The 18,468-nt window shown below is 43.3% G+C and carries 20 protein-coding genes and 1 pseudogene; 12 read left to right on the top strand and 9 right to left on the bottom strand.

What is annotated here, in order from left to right:
- Positions 1-25 precede the first annotated feature (25 nt).
- From L0M13_RS15035 to L0M13_RS18625, 5 genes are all read left to right on the top strand, one after another.
- Complete coding sequence (locus tag L0M13_RS15035) at positions 26-1,408, top strand: LLM class flavin-dependent oxidoreductase (RefSeq protein ID WP_235197257.1); 1,383 nt, start codon at positions 26-28, stop codon at positions 1,406-1,408.
- Positions 1,409-1,561: 153 nt separating this feature from the next.
- A complete protein-coding gene (locus tag L0M13_RS15030) occupies positions 1,562-2,284 on the top strand; it encodes a gamma-glutamyl-gamma-aminobutyrate hydrolase family protein (protein ID WP_235197256.1) in 723 nt (240 codons plus the stop codon).
- The gene (locus L0M13_RS15025) at positions 2,285-3,244 is read left to right on the top strand and encodes a dipeptidase (protein ID WP_235197255.1); all 960 of its coding nucleotides are present in this window, start codon (positions 2,285-2,287) and stop codon (positions 3,242-3,244) included.
- Between the two features lie 10 nt (positions 3,245-3,254).
- Positions 3,255-3,692 carry a class I SAM-dependent methyltransferase gene (locus tag L0M13_RS18630; protein WP_311195582.1) on the top strand — a complete coding sequence of 146 codons (438 nt, stop codon included), beginning with the start codon at positions 3,255-3,257 and terminating at the stop codon, positions 3,690-3,692.
- The gene (locus tag L0M13_RS18625; protein WP_311195581.1) at positions 3,682-4,029 is read left to right on the top strand and encodes a hypothetical protein; all 348 of its coding nucleotides are present in this window, start codon (positions 3,682-3,684) and stop codon (positions 4,027-4,029) included. The genes L0M13_RS18630 and L0M13_RS18625 overlap by 11 nt, the downstream gene beginning before the upstream one ends.
- 41 nt (positions 4,030-4,070) lie before the next feature.
- On the opposite strand, the gene L0M13_RS15015 is transcribed toward L0M13_RS18625, so the two are convergent.
- From L0M13_RS15015 to L0M13_RS15000, 4 genes and pseudogenes are all read right to left on the bottom strand, one after another.
- Entirely contained in the window at positions 4,071-4,919 is an 849-nt protein-coding gene (locus L0M13_RS15015) for a YihY/virulence factor BrkB family protein (protein ID WP_235197254.1), read from the bottom strand.
- Positions 4,920-5,037: 118 nt separating this feature from the next.
- On the bottom strand, positions 5,038-5,397 hold the full coding sequence (locus L0M13_RS15010) for a YolD-like family protein (protein WP_235197253.1): 360 nt from the start codon (positions 5,395-5,397) through the stop codon (positions 5,038-5,040).
- Positions 5,398-5,596: 199 nt separating this feature from the next.
- Positions 5,597-6,897: pseudogene (locus tag L0M13_RS15005) on the bottom strand (hemolysin family protein).
- A 94-nt stretch (positions 6,898-6,991) separates the two neighbouring features.
- Positions 6,992-7,618: a YfbR-like 5'-deoxynucleotidase gene (locus L0M13_RS15000; protein ID WP_235197252.1), complete on the bottom strand. Its 627-nt coding sequence runs from the start codon at positions 7,616-7,618 to the stop codon at positions 6,992-6,994.
- A 93-nt stretch (positions 7,619-7,711) separates the two neighbouring features.
- Between L0M13_RS15000 and L0M13_RS14995 the strand changes: the two genes are divergently transcribed.
- Positions 7,712-8,191 carry a metal-dependent hydrolase gene (locus L0M13_RS14995; protein WP_235197251.1) on the top strand — a complete coding sequence of 160 codons (480 nt, stop codon included), beginning with the start codon at positions 7,712-7,714 and terminating at the stop codon, positions 8,189-8,191.
- Between the two features lie 67 nt (positions 8,192-8,258).
- Positions 8,259-8,447 carry a hypothetical protein gene (locus tag L0M13_RS14990; protein ID WP_235197250.1) on the top strand — a complete coding sequence of 63 codons (189 nt, stop codon included), beginning with the start codon at positions 8,259-8,261 and terminating at the stop codon, positions 8,445-8,447.
- Between the two features lie 123 nt (positions 8,448-8,570).
- On the opposite strand, the gene L0M13_RS14985 is transcribed toward L0M13_RS14990, so the two are convergent.
- Positions 8,571-9,002 carry a hypothetical protein gene (locus L0M13_RS14985; protein ID WP_235197249.1) on the bottom strand — a complete coding sequence of 144 codons (432 nt, stop codon included), beginning with the start codon at positions 9,000-9,002 and terminating at the stop codon, positions 8,571-8,573.
- A gap of 302 nt (positions 9,003-9,304) precedes the next feature.
- Between L0M13_RS14985 and L0M13_RS14980 the strand changes: the two genes are divergently transcribed.
- The 3 genes from L0M13_RS14980 to L0M13_RS14970 all read left to right on the top strand — a co-directional run bounded on the left by L0M13_RS14980 (position 9,305) and on the right by L0M13_RS14970 (position 12,464).
- On the top strand, positions 9,305-10,792 hold the full coding sequence (locus tag L0M13_RS14980; RefSeq protein WP_235197248.1) for a GGDEF domain-containing protein: 1,488 nt from the start codon (positions 9,305-9,307) through the stop codon (positions 10,790-10,792).
- Positions 10,793-10,883: 91 nt separating this feature from the next.
- On the top strand, positions 10,884-11,561 hold the full coding sequence (locus L0M13_RS14975; RefSeq protein ID WP_235197247.1) for an SOS response-associated peptidase: 678 nt from the start codon (positions 10,884-10,886) through the stop codon (positions 11,559-11,561).
- Positions 11,562-11,615: 54 nt separating this feature from the next.
- Positions 11,616-12,464, top strand: a complete 849-nt coding sequence (locus L0M13_RS14970; RefSeq protein WP_235197246.1) for a patatin-like phospholipase family protein — start codon at positions 11,616-11,618, stop codon at positions 12,462-12,464.
- Positions 12,465-12,504: 40 nt separating this feature from the next.
- On the opposite strand, the gene L0M13_RS14965 is transcribed toward L0M13_RS14970, so the two are convergent.
- The 4 genes from L0M13_RS14965 to L0M13_RS14950 all read right to left on the bottom strand — a co-directional run bounded on the left by L0M13_RS14965 (position 12,505) and on the right by L0M13_RS14950 (position 15,750).
- The gene (locus L0M13_RS14965) at positions 12,505-13,533 is read right to left on the bottom strand and encodes a DUF4097 family beta strand repeat-containing protein (protein ID WP_235197245.1); all 1,029 of its coding nucleotides are present in this window, start codon (positions 13,531-13,533) and stop codon (positions 12,505-12,507) included.
- Complete coding sequence (locus tag L0M13_RS14960; RefSeq protein WP_235197244.1) at positions 13,526-13,849, bottom strand: PadR family transcriptional regulator; 324 nt, start codon at positions 13,847-13,849, stop codon at positions 13,526-13,528. The genes L0M13_RS14965 and L0M13_RS14960 overlap by 8 nt, the downstream gene beginning before the upstream one ends.
- 211 nt (positions 13,850-14,060) lie before the next feature.
- The gene (locus L0M13_RS14955; RefSeq protein ID WP_235199332.1) at positions 14,061-15,152 is read right to left on the bottom strand and encodes an FAD-dependent oxidoreductase; all 1,092 of its coding nucleotides are present in this window, start codon (positions 15,150-15,152) and stop codon (positions 14,061-14,063) included.
- Positions 15,153-15,168: 16 nt separating this feature from the next.
- Positions 15,169-15,750 (bottom strand): CDP-alcohol phosphatidyltransferase family protein, encoded by a 582-nt coding sequence (locus L0M13_RS14950; protein WP_235197243.1) that lies wholly within the window; start codon positions 15,748-15,750, stop codon positions 15,169-15,171.
- Between the two features lie 157 nt (positions 15,751-15,907).
- Between L0M13_RS14950 and L0M13_RS14945 the strand changes: the two genes are divergently transcribed.
- Together L0M13_RS14945 and L0M13_RS14940 are read left to right on the top strand one after the other, a co-directional pair.
- The gene (locus tag L0M13_RS14945) at positions 15,908-17,794 is read left to right on the top strand and encodes an FAD-dependent oxidoreductase (protein WP_235197242.1); all 1,887 of its coding nucleotides are present in this window, start codon (positions 15,908-15,910) and stop codon (positions 17,792-17,794) included.
- 5 nt (positions 17,795-17,799) lie between these two features.
- Complete coding sequence (locus L0M13_RS14940; RefSeq protein WP_235197241.1) at positions 17,800-18,456, top strand: TVP38/TMEM64 family protein; 657 nt, start codon at positions 17,800-17,802, stop codon at positions 18,454-18,456.
- Positions 18,457-18,468 lie beyond the last annotated feature (12 nt).

Genomic DNA, 18,468 nt, shown 5'->3' with positions numbered 1-18,468 from the left:
AAGATTTTTTAAGGAGGAGAAGCAATTGGCAGAGAAAAGGATCTACTTGAATGCTTTTGACATGAACTGTGCAGGCCATCAGTCACCAGGCTTATGGACACATCCAGAAGATCGGTCTCATACGTATAAGACAAGCGAATATTGGATTGAGTTGGCAAAGCTTTTGGAGCGCGGCGGTTTTGATGCTATTTTCCTGGCGGATGTACTCGGAACTTACGATGTGTACAAAGGTTCACGAGATGCGGCTGTTCGGCAAGGCGCCCAATCTCCGGTTAATGATCCTGCTTTAGTGGTGCCATTGATGTCCGCAGTGACAAAACATTTGGGCTTCGGCGTTACCGCTTCGACGACTCATGAACATCCTTATACATTTGCCCGCAGAATGTCGACATTGGACCATTTGACGAATGGGCGCGTCGGATGGAACATTGTCACTTCCTATTTGAAAAGCGCGGCACTCAATATCGGTTTAGAGGACCAAGAAAAACACGATGAACGCTATAATATCGCGGCAGAATATTTGGAAGTCTGCTATAAGCTTTGGGAAGGAAGCTGGGAAGAGGATGCAGTGGTATTGGATAAAGCGAACGGCATCTATGCAGACCCTGAAAAAGTCCATGACATCAATCACGAAGGCAAATATTACAAAGTGCCGGGCGCTCATTTATCGGAACCTTCACCACAGCGGACTCCCGTTCTCTATCAGGCAGGGGCTTCTAAAAAAGGGGTGGAATTTGCAGGGCAGAATGCTGAATGTGTCTTTATTGGGGCGCCAACCATTCAAGCGGCAAAACGTTCAGTGGATAAATTGCGCAAGCAGGCAGAACTTGCCGGGCGCTCTCGTGAAGAAGTGAAAATCTTGACGATGCTGACGCCAATTGTCGGAAAGACCGAAGAAGAGGCATGGGCAAAATACGAAGAGTACAAAAAACACATCAGCCACGAAGGGGCACTTGCTTTATTCGGCGGATGGACGGGAATTGACTTGTCGAGCTATGCGCCTGATCAGGAATTGGAATACATCGAAAATGATTCCATCCAATCGGCTTTGGAAAACTTCACCAAAATTGATGCAGAGAAAAGATGGACAGTGGAGGACATCAAGGAATTTGTCGGAATCGGCGGTATGAGCGCTTATACAGTCGGTTCAGCCGAACAAGTGGCTGATACTCTGGAGCAATGGGTGGAAGAAGCTGGAGTGGATGGCTTTAATATCGCCTATGCCATAACCCCAGGAACATTCGAAGATTTTATCGAGTTGGTGGTGCCGATTTTACGGGAGCGCGGTTTAGTGCGGACCGAATATGAGGGGAGCACATTGCGCGATAGCTTATTTGGAAAAGGCGACCGTCTGCCTGCCCATCATCACGGAAAGAAGTTTGCATTGGAGAAAGCGGAAATTAGTTGAACCTCTTATACCGGGCTAAGTGAAACCATGAAGACTCTTCAATGCTTCATGGTTTTTTAACGTGTAAATAAAGAACTTCCTTGAACAGCTAGCAATTTCGCTTTTTATTCTGTATGTTTATTATATTCAGATAAAGTAAATGGGGGAAACAGAATGAGACCGATTATTGGAATTACCGCATCAAAAGAGTTAGGGCACGACCATTATTCAATTGAACAGGCAGATACCGAAGCCATTATGCAGGCAGGAGGATTGCCGATCATGCTTCCGCATTTACGGAGTGAGGGAGAAATTGAACAAATTGCCGAACACATTGACGGCTTGTTTGCAGCTGGTGGATACGATATCGATCCTACCTTGTTTGGAGAAGAACCGCATCCGAACTTAGGCGTCATTATTCCATCCCGCGATGCTTTTGAACTTCAGTTGATGAAAAAAGTATTGGAGCTCGGAAAACCGATTTTGGGGGTTTGCCGAGGCGCACAGATTCTAAATATTGCGGTCGGGGGAGACATGTATCAAGACATCACTGACCAAATAGAAGGAGATTTGCTGCAGCATAAACAAAAAGCACCAAAATTCCATGGCTCCCATTATGTGCACGTGCCCGAAGGTTCATTGTTGAACCGTTTGACTGGAAGCCGGAAATTGACGGTGAACAGCCGCCATCACCAGGCAAACCGCCGTGTTCCTGATTCGTTTTTAATCAGCGGCAAGGCAAGCGATGGAGTAATTGAAGCGATTGAAAGTACAGAACACCGTTTTGTCCTTGGTGTCCAGTGGCATCCGGAAAATATGGCGATTGCGTCAGATGAAGCTTCCATGAAGATTTTTAAAGGGTTCATCGAAGCCTGCTTGGAAGAAGGAGATGAATAAATGAAGATTATCGATACGCATTGCGATGCTTTGCTAAAACTCCAATTAGCTAAACGGGGATCTTTTTATGGCACGAAACAGTTGGACTTCACGAGCTCTGATCAACTCGATACGAATTTTCAACGCCTGCAGGCAGGAGGGGTTTGCGTCCAGTTCTTTGCCATCTTTTTGTACCCGGATTTGCCGGACAATGAAAAGTGGCAGCATGCTTTAGAACAAGTAGATTTGTTCTATACAGAAATTCTTGGGAAGAACCCGGCAATGAAGCATATCAAAAAATGGGAAGACATCGATTCGCTGAAAGACGGAGAAATTGGGGCAGTCCTGACTTTAGAAGGGGCCGATGCATTTGGCAATGACTTGATGAAACTGCGCCAATTGTATCGTTTGGGCGTGCTTTCGATTGGATTGACTTGGAACAATGCCAATTTATGCGCAGACGGAGCCGGGGAACCAAGAGGAGGCGGTTTGACGCTTCTCGGCAAAGAAGTGGTTCGTTTGAATAATGAACACCGAATTCTTACGGATGTATCTCATTTATCCGTTAAAGGGTTTTGGGATGTCATGGAACTGGCCGATTACCCAATCGCCAGCCATTCCAATGCACGCACTTTATGCGATCATCCGCGAAATTTAGACGACGACCAAGCGAAAGCGATGTTTGCTAAAAATGGCATGATTGATGTCGTGTTCTGCCTTTCCTTTATTAAAGAAGGCGGGAAAGATGTAGAAATAGCCGATTTGGTTAAACACATCGATCATTTCAGCAGTTTAGGCGGCGTTAAAAATATCGGCATCGGTTCGGACTTTGATGGCATAGATGCCTATATGAAAAACTTAGAAAATGCTTCGGAATTCCAGAATTTGATCCATGAGTTGCAAAAGCACTTTAGCGAGAGCGAAGTGGAGGGCTTTGCCTATCGAAACTTTTTGGAGCACCGTCCGAAAGCTAGAGGATGAGGGATAGACAATGGAGAAAACAGCAAAAGAAAAAGTGAAGGAAGTCTTCGGGAAGAACGCCGATAAATACGTGACGAGCGCTATTCATGCAAAAGGCGATGATTTGGAATTACTAGTGGATTGGCTGAAGCCGAAAGAAAACTGGACGGTTCTGGACATTGCAACGGGAGGCGGACACGTATCAAAAGCACTTGCTCCTCATGCGGCTCAAATCATTTCTACCGATTTGACAGAAGCCATGCTTGAAAATACAGCAAAGCATCTGCGGACAGAGCACGGGAATATCTTTTACGTAGTGGCAGATGCAGAAAGCCTGCCATTTTTAAAAGGTACGTTTGATGCTGCCGTTTGCCGAATAGCGCCTCATCATTTTCCGAATCCGGAAAAGTTCATTGCTGAAACTGCCCGAGTATTGAAACCTGGCGGGGAAATTCGTATTGATCGATAACGTGGCCCCGGAGAAAGAGGGACTGGCGGCATTTATGAACATGACCGAGAAGCTTCGGGACGACAGCCATGGCAGATGTCTGCCAAAAACGGACTGGCGGCAGTTATTGCAAGGCAATGGATTAGTGGAAATCCAGTCTTTGGACCGGAAGAAAACGTTCCAGTTCCCATCTTGGGTAAGGCGGACAGCAGAAACGGATGGGCAAATCGAACAAGTTCGGGAGCATCTATTATCCGCTGGAGAAGAAGAACAAGCTTATTTTCACATACGTAGAAATGAACAGGAAATTGAGAGTTTTGTCATCGATGAATGGATGGTTTTAGCCGAGAAGAAATAAAAAAAGAAAACACCGGACTCAAGCGAGTCCGGTGTTTTACGTTATTCTTCATAAACTTGTGCAGGCGCATTCTTCACATGTTTGCGCCGATGCAAAATAGCATTGATTTCGGCTCCGATGACTAAAATCAGTCCGGTAAGGAAGAACCAAAGCATTAAGACGATCAATCCTCCAAGACTTCCGTAAGTGGCAGAGTAGCTGCCGAAATTGGCAACATAAAATGAAAAGCCAAGGGAAACGACTTGCCATAAAATTGTAGCAATGACAGCTCCAATGATTACTTCCTTAAATGGAAAATGTTTGTTCGGCGCAAATTTGTATAGAAACGCTAAAACTATACTCATTACAGCAATTGAAATGACCCAGCGAAGGATTTGGAAGATGATTTCCGTTTGCGAAGGCAAGTTCAGGAAAGAACTGATCGAGTCAATGATGGCTCCACCGAAAATCGGCAGTACCAAGGCTACAATCACAGCAATAAGCATGAACAAAGTTAAAATAATAGCCATTCCTTTTAACTTGATGAAAGAGCGTGTTTCTTCTACATCATACGCTTGGTTGGTGGCTTCGATAAAAGCGGTCATGGCATTTGAAGCTGACCAAAGCGTCCCGAGAATACCAAAAGTCAATAAACCGCCCGAAGGGGTAGTCACTACGCTGACAATCGTATCCTGGAATGTATTAGCAACTTCTCCCGGGAGGATGGTGCCGATGAAATCCATTACCCGTGCAGGATCTAATTGAAGATAAGGTAGAATTGCCAGTAAAAGAATTAATAAAGGAACAATTGCAAGTAGATAGTAATAGGCCTGTGCAGCAGCAAGCGTCGTTGCATGGTCTTTCTTGAATTCGCCTGCCAGCTCTTTGGCGATTGATACAGCTTTGCTCATAGCTTTAACCTCCCGTTATAAAATTAGTTATTCATTATATGCCCTATCTTATAAGCATTTAACCCTAAATAGGCAAAGAAGCGGCATGGAAAACTTTCCATGCCGCTTTACGTGCAACTTATTCAATAGTTTTTGCGCCAATAATTTCAGTAAAGGAAATTCGTTCGGTTTGAAGCTCCGTTTCTAAAAAGAGGAGTTTAGTATTTAAGTCGATAACGGCAATGGTTCCGAGGAAACTTTCTGCCTGCTCACGCCAAACACGGATTTCAATCGTACATTGCCGAGCTTTTGCAAGATGGATTTCATCATAAATTGCTTCCAGGTCAAAATTATCCAAATCTGGCTTTTGGCTAGAGTGATTTTCTTTTTGCCAATCCCGCAGCATTTGGATGTGTTCAGGGAGCATCATCGCTGTCCACTTGATCGACCCCCGGTCTTTAATTTGGCCATTCATCGTTAGGTGCTTGTTTATCTTCATAATTGACCCTCCTTATAAAATAATAGAACATTTGTTCTTATCTTATAGAATAAGTGAGGAATGGTCAAACAAGAGAAGGGACCATTTAGGCATGAAGCAGCTGAAAACTTAAGTTTGCCTCTTTTTATCCATAAGAAAATCCCCTGAATGTACAGGGGATTTTCTTAGTAGCCCAAGAAAGGCGCTTTCGCTTTTCTTCTTAATCTCTTAAAATGTCTACAGCAACTTTAGAAATATGATGGTTATCCATTTCCAGTATAGACCAGCGATGCCCGGCTTTTTCAACTACATCACCGGTTTCAGCTTCAATCAATTGATGCTGAATCCATCCGGCAATCGTGTCGATGTCTTCACTGTCGTCAAATTCTAAATTAAAGCGTTCATGAAGGTCTTTCAAGAGTACGCGTCCATTTAAAATGTAACGGTCATCGCTTTCTTTTATAATTTCAGCTTCTTCTTCGTCGTCAAATTCATCGCGAATCTCACCGACTATTTCCTCGAGAATGTCTTCCATCGTGATAATGCCGGAAGTCCCGCCGTATTCATCAATGACCAATGCAATATGGGTGCGGTCTTTCTGCATTTTCATAAGTGCAGTCTGCAGCGGCGTCGTTTCATGGAAATAAGGAAGATCGTGGATAAGCTCTTCCATTTTGACGTCGCCGGTCACCGCAAAATGCGTCAAAATTTCTTTGGCGTTGATGAAACCGATCAAATCGTCTTTGTCGCCATTATTGGCAATCGGGTAACGCGTATATCGGTGTTCGCGCAATTCACCAAGCAATTCCTCACAACTCAAATCTTGCGGAAACGCTATGATTTGAGTGCGGGAACCATGACGTCTTTTGCGCTGCGTTCATCGAATGCAAAAATATTCTGCATAAAAGATAATTCGGTTTGATTGATTTCTCCGCTTTGAAAACTTTGGGCCATGATGATTTTCAACTCTTCTTCTGAATGGGCTTGTTCTTCTTTTGCCGGCTGAACTCCGAAAATGCGCAGAAATACGCGAGCGGACCCATTCAAAATGAAAATGAATGGCGACATGATCTTGCCGAACCAGTACAGCGGAGGGCTCAAAAGCAAAGTCATGCGTTCCGCGAATTGAAGGGCCAATGATTTTGGAGCCATTTCTCCGATGACTACATGCAAGAAAGTCACAAGAGAGAAGGCCAAAACAAAAGAAATCACAATAGAAACAGAATTAGGTACACCGAGCGTTTCAAAAAGAGGGTGCAAGAGCCGTTCGATTGTCGGTTCTCCGAGCCAACCGAGTCCAAGTGCCGTAACCGTAATCCCCAGCTGGCAAGCTGAGAGATAGTAATCCAGGTCACCGACGACTTTCTTTACAAGGACAGCTTTCTTGTTGCCTTCTTCAATCAATTGATCGATGCGGGACATCCGGACTTTAACGACGGCAAATTCTGCGCCGACAAAAAAGGCGGTTAACGCAATTAATAAAACGAGTAAAGCTAAATTCAATAAAAGTATGGGGTCCAATAAATTCCCTTAAATAAGGGATTCACCTCCGAGGTTTTTTGGTATTATTATAAATTTAACATAATTTAACTCGGAAATACACAAGGAACTCCCTTTAATCCTCGAGCACTTGGCGGGTGATCTCTTTAATATCAATGACGGTTTCTTCGCTGATTACATCGTCAAGCATCACTTCACGGAAATAAGTGACGCTTGCTCTTAACGGGATGGCCAACAGTTTTTTTAAGGCAATGCGGTACATGGCGACAAATTCCTTGTCCGCATTGCCTCTTTTCAATTCCGCAAACGACTCATAGAATTGATCCAGCTTATCAGCCATTTCAAGCAGGCGCCCTTCAATGGTTGCATCTTTTCCTTCCTTCATCCGATCGAAAAACACTTCCTGAAATTCTTCGGGAATTTCGCGCAAAATGAATTTTTCCATCATGCCTTCTTCGACTTTCGCAATCATTTCTTTTAATTCCGGAGATGAATGTTTAACCGGTGTCTTAATGTCTCCGATAAAAACTTCGGCAAAGTCATGGTTGATCGTTTTTTCATACAAGGATTTCCAGTCGATGGTTTGGCCATCGCGTTCTTCGATCGTAGCGAAGAACAATGCGTATTGGCTGACTTTCCATGAATGCGCCGCTACATTGTGTTCTTCGAATTTGAATCTTCCGGGCGCGCGGATAATCCGCTCCAAATCGTTTAATGAAGTAAAAAACTTATGAATTCCCATTCCCTCGACTCCTTTATTATTTTCTATATCAACACCATACCCCATTTTGCGTATAATGAAATAGACATTCTAAAAAAAGGGGAATAATAGCGCATGACAGGGAAAACACACATCACAGGCGGTATTGCAGCAAGTCTTGCTTTTGCCCAAATCACAAATTATGATCCTGTCGTTCTGCTCATATCTGGAGTGGCAGGTGCAATTTTGCCGGATATTTGCCACGGAGGCAGTAAAATTGGAAGAACGTTTCCGCTTCTTTCAAAAGTGGTCAATAAATTATTCGGGCATCGCACTTTTACGCACAGCCTTTTGTTTTTAGTGCTGATTGCCATCTTATTTAATTCTTTTACCGCCAACGAGGCGATTACGGCGGGGCTGCTTGTCGGCATGGCGAGCCATTATGTATTGGACATGGCAACAAAGAATGGCATTAAGCTATTCTTCCCGCTGAAAGTGACGGTTCGCTTTCCGGTTACTACAACCACAGGGGGGACAGTCGAGTACTTTGTTTTTGCAGCTCTTTCTGTTTTGGTCGTCTATTTCGGCTATGATATTTTCCTTTCTTATTTTTAAGGAAATCGTTGTTTTATAGAAGTTTAGACGGGAATACTCTTACAAAATGGGTAAAGGAGGAAAAATTATGGGCAAAGATGATTTTTCTAATGGCAGACATCCACGACAAGAAGGAAACCGGAGACAGCGCGAAGAGTACGAAAGCATTGAGCAAGAATCTGCAGAAGACGGCGAAGAAATGGAAAAAAGAGGGGCTCACAGCAATGAAGGAATTGGCGATGAACAAAATCCAATCGGTGAGTCGGAAGAGAACTAAACGAGAAAGCGAAGCATCCGAAATGGATGCTTCGCTTTTTTAATGGAAAGAAAATGGGAGGCAGCAATTATTATGCAGCTATTTACAAAAAAATCCCGCAATATCGTTCATTGCGGGACAGGTTTATATTTTTTTAAAGAATGAAATGATTTGCTTTTTTGAAGGCTCTTGCAGCCGGTAGCGAAGTTCTTTGTTTTGCGTATTCACCAGATGGTAAGCAGGGTTCTCAGCGACAGTGAACTTCCAATGCGGCTTCGTATTTTTCTTTTTGATCTGCAATTCTGGAGGCATCATTTTTGTCCGGAAACTTTCAAGTTTTGCCATTAAAAAGGTATCCATATACCGTACGATCAAAAAGCCTTGCTGACGCTCAGGATCAAACTTAGCCAAGTTGAATTCACTGATATCAAATCCCTTTTCGTAACGCTGAACCGACGGCGATAATACAAAACAATCTTCGTTCGTAAAGATAGTTGAGTTTCCTTGCTGTTTCAGCCCAAGTTCTTCTATCAGAAAATCTTTATTGACCAGACTCATTTCTCGTGCAGTAGCCATGTAATTCCTCCTATTAAAACTAATGATATTTATATTATACCACTCTTTCGTTCGGAAAGGGGCAAAGACAGCCGTTTCGTTAGGCTTTTACGTCTAATGGGCTAAAGTATTGCCAAAAGATTTGAAGTTTTTATGAAAATCAAAGATTTCGTTGCCGAAAAATAATTTCTTGATTATAAGAATTAAAAAAAGAAAGAGGCATAATAATAAAGTGGAAAATTCAAAATAAAAATCGTTCTAATTTGTAAATTAGATAGTATAATAGTCTTGGTAGTTTTGAATTAGTGAGAGGGGGCTATAAAATGATCCGGAATTTCAAAATACGCTTAACGTTAATCATTCTTGTATTTTCGATAATGGTTTCTTTTTCTATAGCCTTCCTAAACTTTCGACAAATGGAAAAGCTTGCTGGGAGAGAACATTCTGAGAAACTGCAATTAGTAGAGGAAACAGTTGTCAATGCATTGAAATCTGTAGACGGCGCCTACGAATTGTTTGATACGGAAATTACAGACCGCATGAAATGGAATAGCGAAGAATTGCTTAAACGCTATTCAGAGAATCCGGATGTAAAGAGCTGGGATTTTGTTGTCTTAAAGCAGAAGTTCAATATGGATATTTATATAATTGATGACCAAAATAAGATGGTCCGAAGCACGGATTTATCCGTGGAAGAACGAGTGGATGAACAGTATTTTCCCATTCTCAATGAACGGCGAAATGGCTTAACTTTTGTGGAGGACGCTATGAAGCTTCAGCAAAAAGATGGGGAAATTAAGAAGTATGGCTATGTGCCTTCACCAGATCATGAATATTTATTTATTCTCGCCTATTCTTTAAGTGATAAAACCATATACCGCACGTTCAACTTTTTGGTTGCTGCAGACGAACTGGTTTCTGCCCACGATTCATTGGATGACATACAAATTTATGAAACAGACGGTTCGTTGGTTGATGGTGCCAGAACCATCGAAGACAGCGGCAATCCAGTTATTGACGATTCCAAAAAGGCGATTTTTGAAAATATCATAGCGAATGGAAAGACGGTGGAAGCTGAAGGGGAATGGGCAGGCGAGAAAGCGTTCTACCGCTATATTCCTTATACGGCTTTGAATGGCCAAGGAATGCCAGTCCAGCGGATCATTGAAATGGTCCGAAATGATAAAGAACTGAAAGCGATGTCGCTGGAATACAAGCAAAACTTCATTTGGTCGCTGCTCCTCATTTTGGCAATGGCAATCATTCTTTCCTATCTAATTGCCCATTGGCTGGCGCGCCCGGTTTACTTAGCCTTCCATGATAGCTTAACGGGTCTTAAAAACCGGGCGGCATTTGATGACAGCTTGAAAACACTTTTGCAGAAAAAAGACAGCAAGCCCGTTTTGATGATGATGGATTTAGATAATTTTAAGCTCGTCAATGATTTTCTTGGCCACGACGGCGGAGACGGTTTTTTAATGCGGACAGCCGCAATCATCCAGCACCACGCCGGAAAAGAAATTGTAGCAGCAAGGCTTGGCGGGGATGAGTTTGCGGTTATTTTTCCGGAGGCGAATCAGGAAATGATCGAACGCACTGCTTCGCTTTTGATCCGTGAAATGCGGACCCTGATGCTCCAAGAGCCGGGGACAGATGCAATTGATGTTACGGTCAGTATTGGCATCGCCTTCGGCCAAGAAAATGATGATGCGGAAACTTTATATAAAAAAGCGGACCTTGCTTTATATGAATCAAAAAATTACGGCAAAAACCAGTATCGTTTTTTTACAGGGGATGCGGTCAATGTATAAGCGGATAAGAAAGATTAAAATAACAGAAAACAGACAATTCTGTTATATTAAATGATAAGAAACAGCATTTCGCTGAAAGAAGGGGTTCAATATGTGTGGAAGATATTCGTTATATGCGGACTACAATGCCATATTGCAGCGTTTCGACATCGAAGAAGCAACTGTCCTTGAAGAGGACTACCAACCAAGCTATAATATTGCGCCAAGCCACCAAGTTCTGGCCGTCGTTAACGATGGCTCGAAAAACCGGCTGGGTTTGCTTAGATGGGGATTGATCCCGCCATGGGCCAAAGATGAAAAAGTGGGCTATAAAATGATTAATGCACGAGCGGAAACTGCAGCTGAAAAGCCGAGTTTCCGCAATGCGTTCAAGAAAAAACGTTGTCTTGTAGTAGCGGATTCTTTCTTCGAATGGCAGCGGAATGACTCCGGGAAGACGCCGATGCGCATAAAGTTGAAATCGGAAGAACCGTTTGCCTTTGCGGCTTTATGGGAATCCTGGAAGTCCGCGGATGGAAAGACGGTAAATACATGTTCGATTTTAACGACCAAACCGAATGATTTGATGGCGACCATCCATGACCGTATGCCTGTGGTGTTAACGAAAGAAGCTGAGAAAATATGGCTGGATCCAAAAGTGCAAGATCCGGAGATACTTGGAGAGTTATTGAAACCGTTTAATGCAGAGGAAATGGAAGCTTATGAAGTTTCGGAAGCGGTAAATTCCCCGAAAAACAATGGGCCGGAATTAATCAAGAAAATAGGGTGAAAGCAGGCCGGCAAAATTTGCCGGCTTTTTTTGCACAAGAAAGGACGGTGTACCATGAAAAGCGGGTTGATTTTAGAAGGTGGGGGCATGAGAGGGGTCTATACAGGAGGGGTTTTAGAACGGTTTCTGGAGGAAGAAGTTTTTGTGGACTATATCATTGGCGTCTCTGCAGGAGCATGCAATGCCGCGTCTTATGTTTCCCGTCAAATGGGAAGAAACCGTGAAGTCACCATCGGCTATGTCCAGCACCCTGACTATATTTCGGTAAAGAATTTATTGTTGAAAAGAGAGTTGTTTGGCATGAATTTAATCTTTGATGAAATACCAAATCGGCTTGTGCCGTTCGATTATGCTGGCTTTCAAAAAGCGACGGAAGAATTTGTTGTCGGAACCACCGACTGCATGACAGGCGAAGCCGTCTATTTTGCAAAACGGGATCATCCGGAAGATGTTTTGTCCATTGTCCGGGCATCCAGTTCCTTGCCTTTTATGGCAAAGCCTGTAGAATTTGAAGGCCGCCTGTTAATGGATGGCGGCGTTGCAGATCCAATCCCTATCCGAAAAGCGCTTGAGGACGGAGTGGCAAAACCGATTATCGTGTTAACAAAAGAAAAAGGCTACCGGAAAAAAAGGAACTCTTTCGCTCGTTTAATGCCGGCTCTTTACCGCCAGTTCCCTGGCATCATCAAAAGTATGGAAAATTGGTATCTCCGCTACAACGAAACAATGGAATTTATCGAGCAGCTGGAAGAGGAAGGAAAAGCAATCGTCATCCAACCTTCAAGATTCATAAAAATGAAGGGGATGGAACGGGATGTTGAAAAGCTGACAGAACTCTATGAATTAGGCTATCAAGATACAGAGCGGAAATTGGAGGAAATCAAGCATTTTATCCATTCGTGACAAAAAAAACCGCTGGGATTCAGCGGCTGAAACAGAAAGCTTATGATTTTTTTACTTCGATGCTGCCATTATCGGTTTTTAGAATGATGGAGTTTTGGCCAGCACCGTATACAGTATGGTTGCTTTTTACGCCGAAAATTTTTGCTTTTCCATAATCCTTATGGGCATGGATGGAAGCGTTCGTCGGTTCTTCGGAAGTTTCAACGGTAATGCCGCCGTTATCCGTTTTCAAAGTGATGTCCCGATCAAGGTTAGACGTATACAGCCTGATTCGGCCATTGTCGCTTTCTGCTGAAATTTTTCCATCGACATTGTCCATTAAGATGCTGCCATTATCGGATTTGAGTCTGACTTGTTCCGCAGCAATATTCTCTAGTTCAATTTTGCCGTTATCCGATTTCATTTCAACTTTCTCTGTCCGACACGATTTTAATTTCAAAGCCCCATTATCAGAACGGATATTCAAATCGGCTGTTTTGGCATCTTCAAAGCAGATGCTGCCGTTATCCGATTTGGCGGATAAAATAATGCTTTCCAGATCGGCGCCGTAGATTCTCCCGTTATCCGTTATTATTTTCAATGAATCGTATAGTTTAGAGGGAAGTTGAACGCGTACTTGCGGCGATTTTGTATTGATCGTAAAACTGAAAATCCCCCATTTTTTTACTTCCTCTTTTAAAGTGATGACCAATGTCCGGTCTAGGATATCAACAAATAATTGCTGGTTATAGCCTTTATCTTCAACATCCACATGCATTTCCCCGTCTTTGGATAATCCGATTTCCAATGTGCCGTTATCGATTTGTATATCGACTTTATCGAATTCGTCTTTCGATAGGTTTACTGGTTTCGGTTTTTCTTCAACTTGGCTAAAGTCAAAAGCGGCAATCAATTCTTTGGCGATTTCTGATGGCGTTCCAAGTTCAGCAGCGATTTCTTCGTCCTGTTTTCCATCACGCCTGCCATTTGAAAAGTACTCGCGAATATCCTGAGAAATGTCATTGCGTTCTTCTTTTGGCAATGGCTGCAAAGCCGCTTCTAGTTCTAAAAGAAATTGGTGTTCAGTCATTGGAAATTCCCTCCTCGATCAATTGGTTGACGCCTTCGGTAAAACTTTTCCATTCCGTTAATTGCTCTGTAAGATAAGTTCGGCCAGCTTCTGTTAAGGTGTAGTATTTTCTCGGAGGGCCTTCGGAAGATTCCTGCAAATAGGTCGTGAAATAGCCTTCTTTCGTCAGTCTTCGCAATAAAGGGTATACAGCCCCTTCCGAAATGGAGATGCGGTCTGATATTTTTTGGACCAACTCGTACCCGTATCGATCTTGCTTTTCCAGCAATACCAATACGCATAAATTTAAGACACCCTTTTTAAATTGGACATTCATGTTAAGTCACTCCTTTCTTAGCTATTATTCATTGTGCAGTAGTGAATATAGAACAATATATCATATGGTACTGTTCAGTGCAAGGTAGTGAATAATAAATAACAGAAAATTTTAAAAAGATTTAATTATTTATGGGATGATTTCGAAACAATTCAAAAAGAGGCATCCCTTTAAAAGGGTGCCTCTAATTTCATCTATGTTGATTTCGCATTTACTTGTAGAGCTTTTGATACGTCTTTATAAATTTGCGGTCGATTCGCTGCTTTAAAATCCAGGGCCACTTCCCGTGAATTGATCGTTTGCCATATAGAAGCAAAGCCTCCCGATTGCCAGTAGAAAGGATAGATAGAAAACGGGATTGGGGCACAAACGGTTTTAGCGGTTGGTTGAAAAGGAAACTTTTCAGATTTCCCCAAAGCAAGGGACCTTGCCGAACAGCATATACACCATTTTTGGCAAGAGAAGGATAAGATTTTATGCTTGCGCAATCGCCAGCACCAAAAATAGAAGGGTAGGCATCACTCTGCAAAAATTCGTTGAGCAATAAAAATCCGGAAGAGTCTATCGGCAATTTGGAATTCCGGAACAATGCAGCGCTTGCAGGCCCCGTCAGCCAAAGAATTTCTGACCGGTGATATACTCGGCCGCTGCTCGTTGTAAAGCTTTGTTCATCGATATTGTTCACGGTTTGACTGGAAAGAACCTGCAACCCTTTGCGTTTGGCGATCGCTTCGATCTTTTTTGAAATGTGCTTTCCTTGTGCAGCGAGTAAAGGGGAAGAACTGGCTAAGATGACATTTTCAGAATAGCCATGCCGTTTCCGCCATGCTAAAACAGCTAATGCCAGTTCCACCCCGGAAGCACCGCCCCCGACAACTGCCGGGAAGAGGCTTTCACGAAACGAAGTGACGGTTTCTGAAAAACGGAAGTTGGGTTTAACGGAGGAAACAAGATCTTTCCATTCATTCGGCACAGCCGTTTCAGAACCGATATCAAACGAGGCCGCATCATATGTATAAACCTGGCCTTTGGCTCCGATCATTTCTTTATTGTCAGGATCGATGTGGACAATCCGGTCCTCGATAAAATCTATGCCTGCTTTTTCGCTCAACTTTTGAAGATCGATCCGGATTTCTTCCAGTTCGTAAAACGCTTCAGCAAATCCCGAAAACATTCCGGAATAGTATTGGAAGCGGGAAGGGGAGATCAAGGCTATGTGCACATCCTGCAGCCCTTCAAGAACCAATTGCCTCAAACAGTATAGATGGGCATGGCCGCCGCCGACCATCAAGAGGGTTTTCATCTCATCCACTCGCTTCCTATTTCAAAATCCGCTTAGCTTCTGCCAGCCGTTGAGAAATCGTGAAAATCTGGATCACGAAAAAAATTAGCGTAATTGCTGTTAAATATGTTGAAAAAAGAATCATTAGGGTAAAGAGTATAAAGCCTTCTGTCCGTTCAGCCAAACCAGCTTGATAATAGAAGGACTTCATTCCTTTTTTGTCGGATAAGGCACCGACTGTCAGGAAGATGGTCATGGCGATGACAATGGAAGCACATAGGAGCAGCAATGCCCACATCGAATCGGGAAAGCGAAAAGCAAGCCCCAAAATCACTCCGATTTCCACCAAACGATCAAAACTGATATCGAGCAGAGTACCCCAAGGCGAGGGCTTCGTTTTACGTGCCATCGTGCCGTCAACAACATCCAGATATCCAGACAGCCAAAGAGCGATGACCGCGAGGATAGGCTTATCCAAGTAAATGAGGAGGCCGGATGATATCCCGATGGCAAAGGCTATTTTTGTTACGCCGTTAGCTGTAAAGCCCAGTTTTAGTAGGGCATCGGTTGTCTTCTCGACAATGGGTTGAACATGTTTTCGGGCATGGGTATCAAGCATGGATTTCACCTTTTCGTTTTTAAGATAGTTTTAGTATAGTATAGCTTTTCTTTTCAAACCTCTAATCTTGCTTCCGGCTACGGAAAAAAGGATCAGAGAAATACGAATTGTTAAGTCAATCAAATAAAAAAGGATAAGAGAAAGGAAATGATCAGAAATGGTAAAAAAATACGATATTGCAGTCATTGGAGCAGGAGCGGCAGGTTTGACAGCTTCTTTTACAGCCGCTGGATTTTCAAAAAAAGTGGTGCTTATTGATAAAAATCTTCCAGGGGGAGAATGCACATGGTCTGGCTGTATCCCAAGCAAGTCTTTGATCAATATTGCAGAAGAAGTCCATCATGCGAAAAAGTATACGCCGGATCTTCAAGTGGATACGGCCAAGGTATTGCGGGATATTAAAGAAATCATCCAAAAAGTATACGACGGGGAATCGCCGGAAGTTTTACAGGAATCCGGCATTGATTTCATCAATGGCTACGCGAAATTTTTGGATTCCCACGCTGTTGAAGTAAACGGCGAGCGGGTGGAAGCAAAGAAATTCATCTTATCTACAGGCTCATCGCCAATGGTTCCGCCAATTGACGGGTTGGATCAGGTAGACTATTTAACCAATGAAACGATCTTTACGCTTGAGTCTTTCCCGAAAACGATGACCATTCTAGGCGGCGGAGCAATTGGCGTCGAATTAAGCCAAGCCTTGAACCGTTTAGGCGTGAAAGTCACTTTAGTGGAAAAATCGGAACGGATTTTGCCGAAAGACGAAGAAGAATTGGTATTAATGGTGCAGCAGCGATTGATTGATGAAGGGGTAATGATTCATACGTCGGCAACAGCTGTGAAAGCGGAACAGAATGGCGGAAATATCACATTGCATATCGACAAAGACGGCAAAGAAATGAAAGTGGAAGGCGAAGGCCTCCTCGTAGCGCTTGGCCGAAAAGCGAATGTAGAAGGCTATGGGCTCGATAAAGCGGGTGTTGAATACGATTCGAAAAGCATTCAAGTTGACGACCATTTGGAAACGACGGCTAAAGGGATCTATGCAATCGGTGATGTAGTCGGCCCTTATCAACTTTCCCATATGGCTAACACGCAAGGAATCACGGCAACGCAAAACGCCATCTTGCCCATCAATAAAAAAATGGATTACGAACATGTGACGTGGTGTACATATACGGATCCTGAATTAGGCCGGTCTGGTCTGTCAGAAGAAGAAGCCCGTGAAAAATATGGGGATTCCATCCGGATATACGAGCATGACTATGCGCATCTAGACCGTGCAAACACCAAGAAAGACAGCATCGGAAAAGTGAAAATCATTCTGGATAAAAAAGGCTTTATCCTAGGCGCAAGTGTGCTTGGAGATCGTGCCGGCGAAATCATCAGCCAAATTCAAACCATTAAAACGCTTCATATTAACTTAGGGAAATTATCCGGTGTCATTCACCCGTATCCGACTTACAGCGAAGTGCTGGTGAAAATCGGCAAGAAAGTCTACGTGGATAATTTATTGAACCAACCGGTTGTGAAGGCATTCAATAAAGCGAAAGATGGAGAAAACCCAGTGACGGCTAAAGGCTTGTTGGCGACTGCAGCAATAGCAGCAGGATCCGCTGTGGCTACAATGGCTGTGAAAAACAATGTGAAACCCAAGCTAGGGGTTGAGGGTGGACGATTGAAGGAAGTTCCTTCTACGCCAAACGCCGTTTCCTCCCAAGCGCTGGATCTTGAGAAATATGTAGCGGCTTTGCCGTACAATGGCAGCAAGAGCCAAGCGAAGAAGAATTTGATGGGAATGTTGAAAGGATTTGAAGGCGTTACGGTTCTTCAAGAAGACGACAATTACGTTTATGCAGTGGCAAGATCCAAAACGATGAAATTCAAAGACGATATCGAATTTTATTTCAATGATGCAGCACAGCAGATTGAGTTCCGGTCCGCTTCTCGCGTAGGCTATTCAGATGCCGGCGTTAACCGCAAACGCTATAATGAAATGAGAAACCGCTATTTCAGCATTTCTACACATACAAGAAACGCATGAACCACTTGAAATTTCCAAAGGTTTTTCTGTGGCTGGCAGCCATTTTAGCGATTGCAGCGGTTTATTGGGTAAGCCGCTCAGTCTTTCAACTTGATGTAAATGAAGTCCGCAGCTGGATTCTTTCTTTTGGAATTGCAGCGCCGCTTATTTATATAGCAGTTTACACGGTTAGGCCATTGGTGTTTTTTCCTGCTTCAATCCTGTCCATAGCCGGAGGTTTAGCCTTCGGCCCGTGGATGGGAACTTTTTATACCATAATCGGAGCTTCGCTCGGCGCGATGCTTTCCTTTATGGCAACTAAAAAATTAGGTATAAGTTTAGGCAAAAGAGAATGGCCGGAAAATATGAAGAAAATCCAATTGCAGATGGAGCGCAATGGTTTTTTTTACGTATTGGCATTGCGCCTATTTCCAGGATTCAGCTTTGACTTGGTGAGCTATTCGGCTGCAATTGCAAAAGTACGGTTTCTCCCTTTCTCAGTCGCTACAGTTGTCGGGATCATTCCGGGTACCTTTGCATTAAACTTTTTGGGCAGCAGTTTTATCAGCGGGAACCCGGCAATTATTGCAGGAGCCGTAGCGGTATTCGTTCTTTTAACAAGCGTTTCGGTTCTCCTTCGGAACCGCTGGAACAAAGCGGGAGACATGGCGGACAAAATGTAATTATCAAAGTTT

Source organism: Planococcus sp. 107-1 (assembly GCF_021513255.1).
Classification (GTDB): domain Bacteria; phylum Bacillota; class Bacilli; order Bacillales_A; family Planococcaceae; genus Planococcus.
The sequence above is the reverse complement of the archived record's forward strand: the minus strand, read 5'-3'. Positions and strand labels throughout refer to the sequence as shown.

Bases quoted from the DNA above. Each gene is read 5' to 3' on its own strand.
- L0M13_RS15030 (WP_235197256.1), top strand. From the start codon at position 1,562: ATGAGACCGATTATTGGAATTACCGCATCAAAAGAGTTAGGGCACGAC.
- L0M13_RS15025 (WP_235197255.1), top strand. From the start codon at position 2,285: ATGAAGATTATCGATACGCATTGCGATGCTTTGCTAAAACTCCAATTA.
- L0M13_RS18630 (WP_311195582.1), top strand. From the start codon at position 3,255: ATGGAGAAAACAGCAAAAGAAAAAGTGAAGGAAGTCTTCGGGAAGAAC.
- L0M13_RS15015 (WP_235197254.1), bottom strand. From the start codon at position 4,919: ATGAGCAAAGCTGTATCAATCGCCAAAGAGCTGGCAGGCGAATTCAAG.
- L0M13_RS15010 (WP_235197253.1), bottom strand. From the start codon at position 5,397: ATGAAGATAAACAAGCACCTAACGATGAATGGCCAAATTAAAGACCGG.
- L0M13_RS15000 (WP_235197252.1), bottom strand. From the start codon at position 7,618: ATGGGAATTCATAAGTTTTTTACTTCATTAAACGATTTGGAGCGGATT.
- L0M13_RS14995 (WP_235197251.1), top strand. From the start codon at position 7,712: ATGACAGGGAAAACACACATCACAGGCGGTATTGCAGCAAGTCTTGCT.
- L0M13_RS14990 (WP_235197250.1), top strand. From the start codon at position 8,259: ATGGGCAAAGATGATTTTTCTAATGGCAGACATCCACGACAAGAAGGA.
- L0M13_RS14985 (WP_235197249.1), bottom strand. From the start codon at position 9,002: ATGGCTACTGCACGAGAAATGAGTCTGGTCAATAAAGATTTTCTGATA.
- L0M13_RS14980 (WP_235197248.1), top strand. From the start codon at position 9,305: ATGATCCGGAATTTCAAAATACGCTTAACGTTAATCATTCTTGTATTT.
- L0M13_RS14975 (WP_235197247.1), top strand. From the start codon at position 10,884: ATGTGTGGAAGATATTCGTTATATGCGGACTACAATGCCATATTGCAG.
- L0M13_RS14970 (WP_235197246.1), top strand. From the start codon at position 11,616: ATGAAAAGCGGGTTGATTTTAGAAGGTGGGGGCATGAGAGGGGTCTAT.
- L0M13_RS14965 (WP_235197245.1), bottom strand. From the start codon at position 13,533: ATGACTGAACACCAATTTCTTTTAGAACTAGAAGCGGCTTTGCAGCCA.
- L0M13_RS14960 (WP_235197244.1), bottom strand. From the start codon at position 13,849: ATGAATGTCCAATTTAAAAAGGGTGTCTTAAATTTATGCGTATTGGTA.
- L0M13_RS14955 (WP_235199332.1), bottom strand. From the start codon at position 15,152: ATGAAAACCCTCTTGATGGTCGGCGGCGGCCATGCCCATCTATACTGT.
- L0M13_RS14950 (WP_235197243.1), bottom strand. From the start codon at position 15,750: ATGCTTGATACCCATGCCCGAAAACATGTTCAACCCATTGTCGAGAAG.
- L0M13_RS14945 (WP_235197242.1), top strand. From the start codon at position 15,908: ATGGTAAAAAAATACGATATTGCAGTCATTGGAGCAGGAGCGGCAGGT.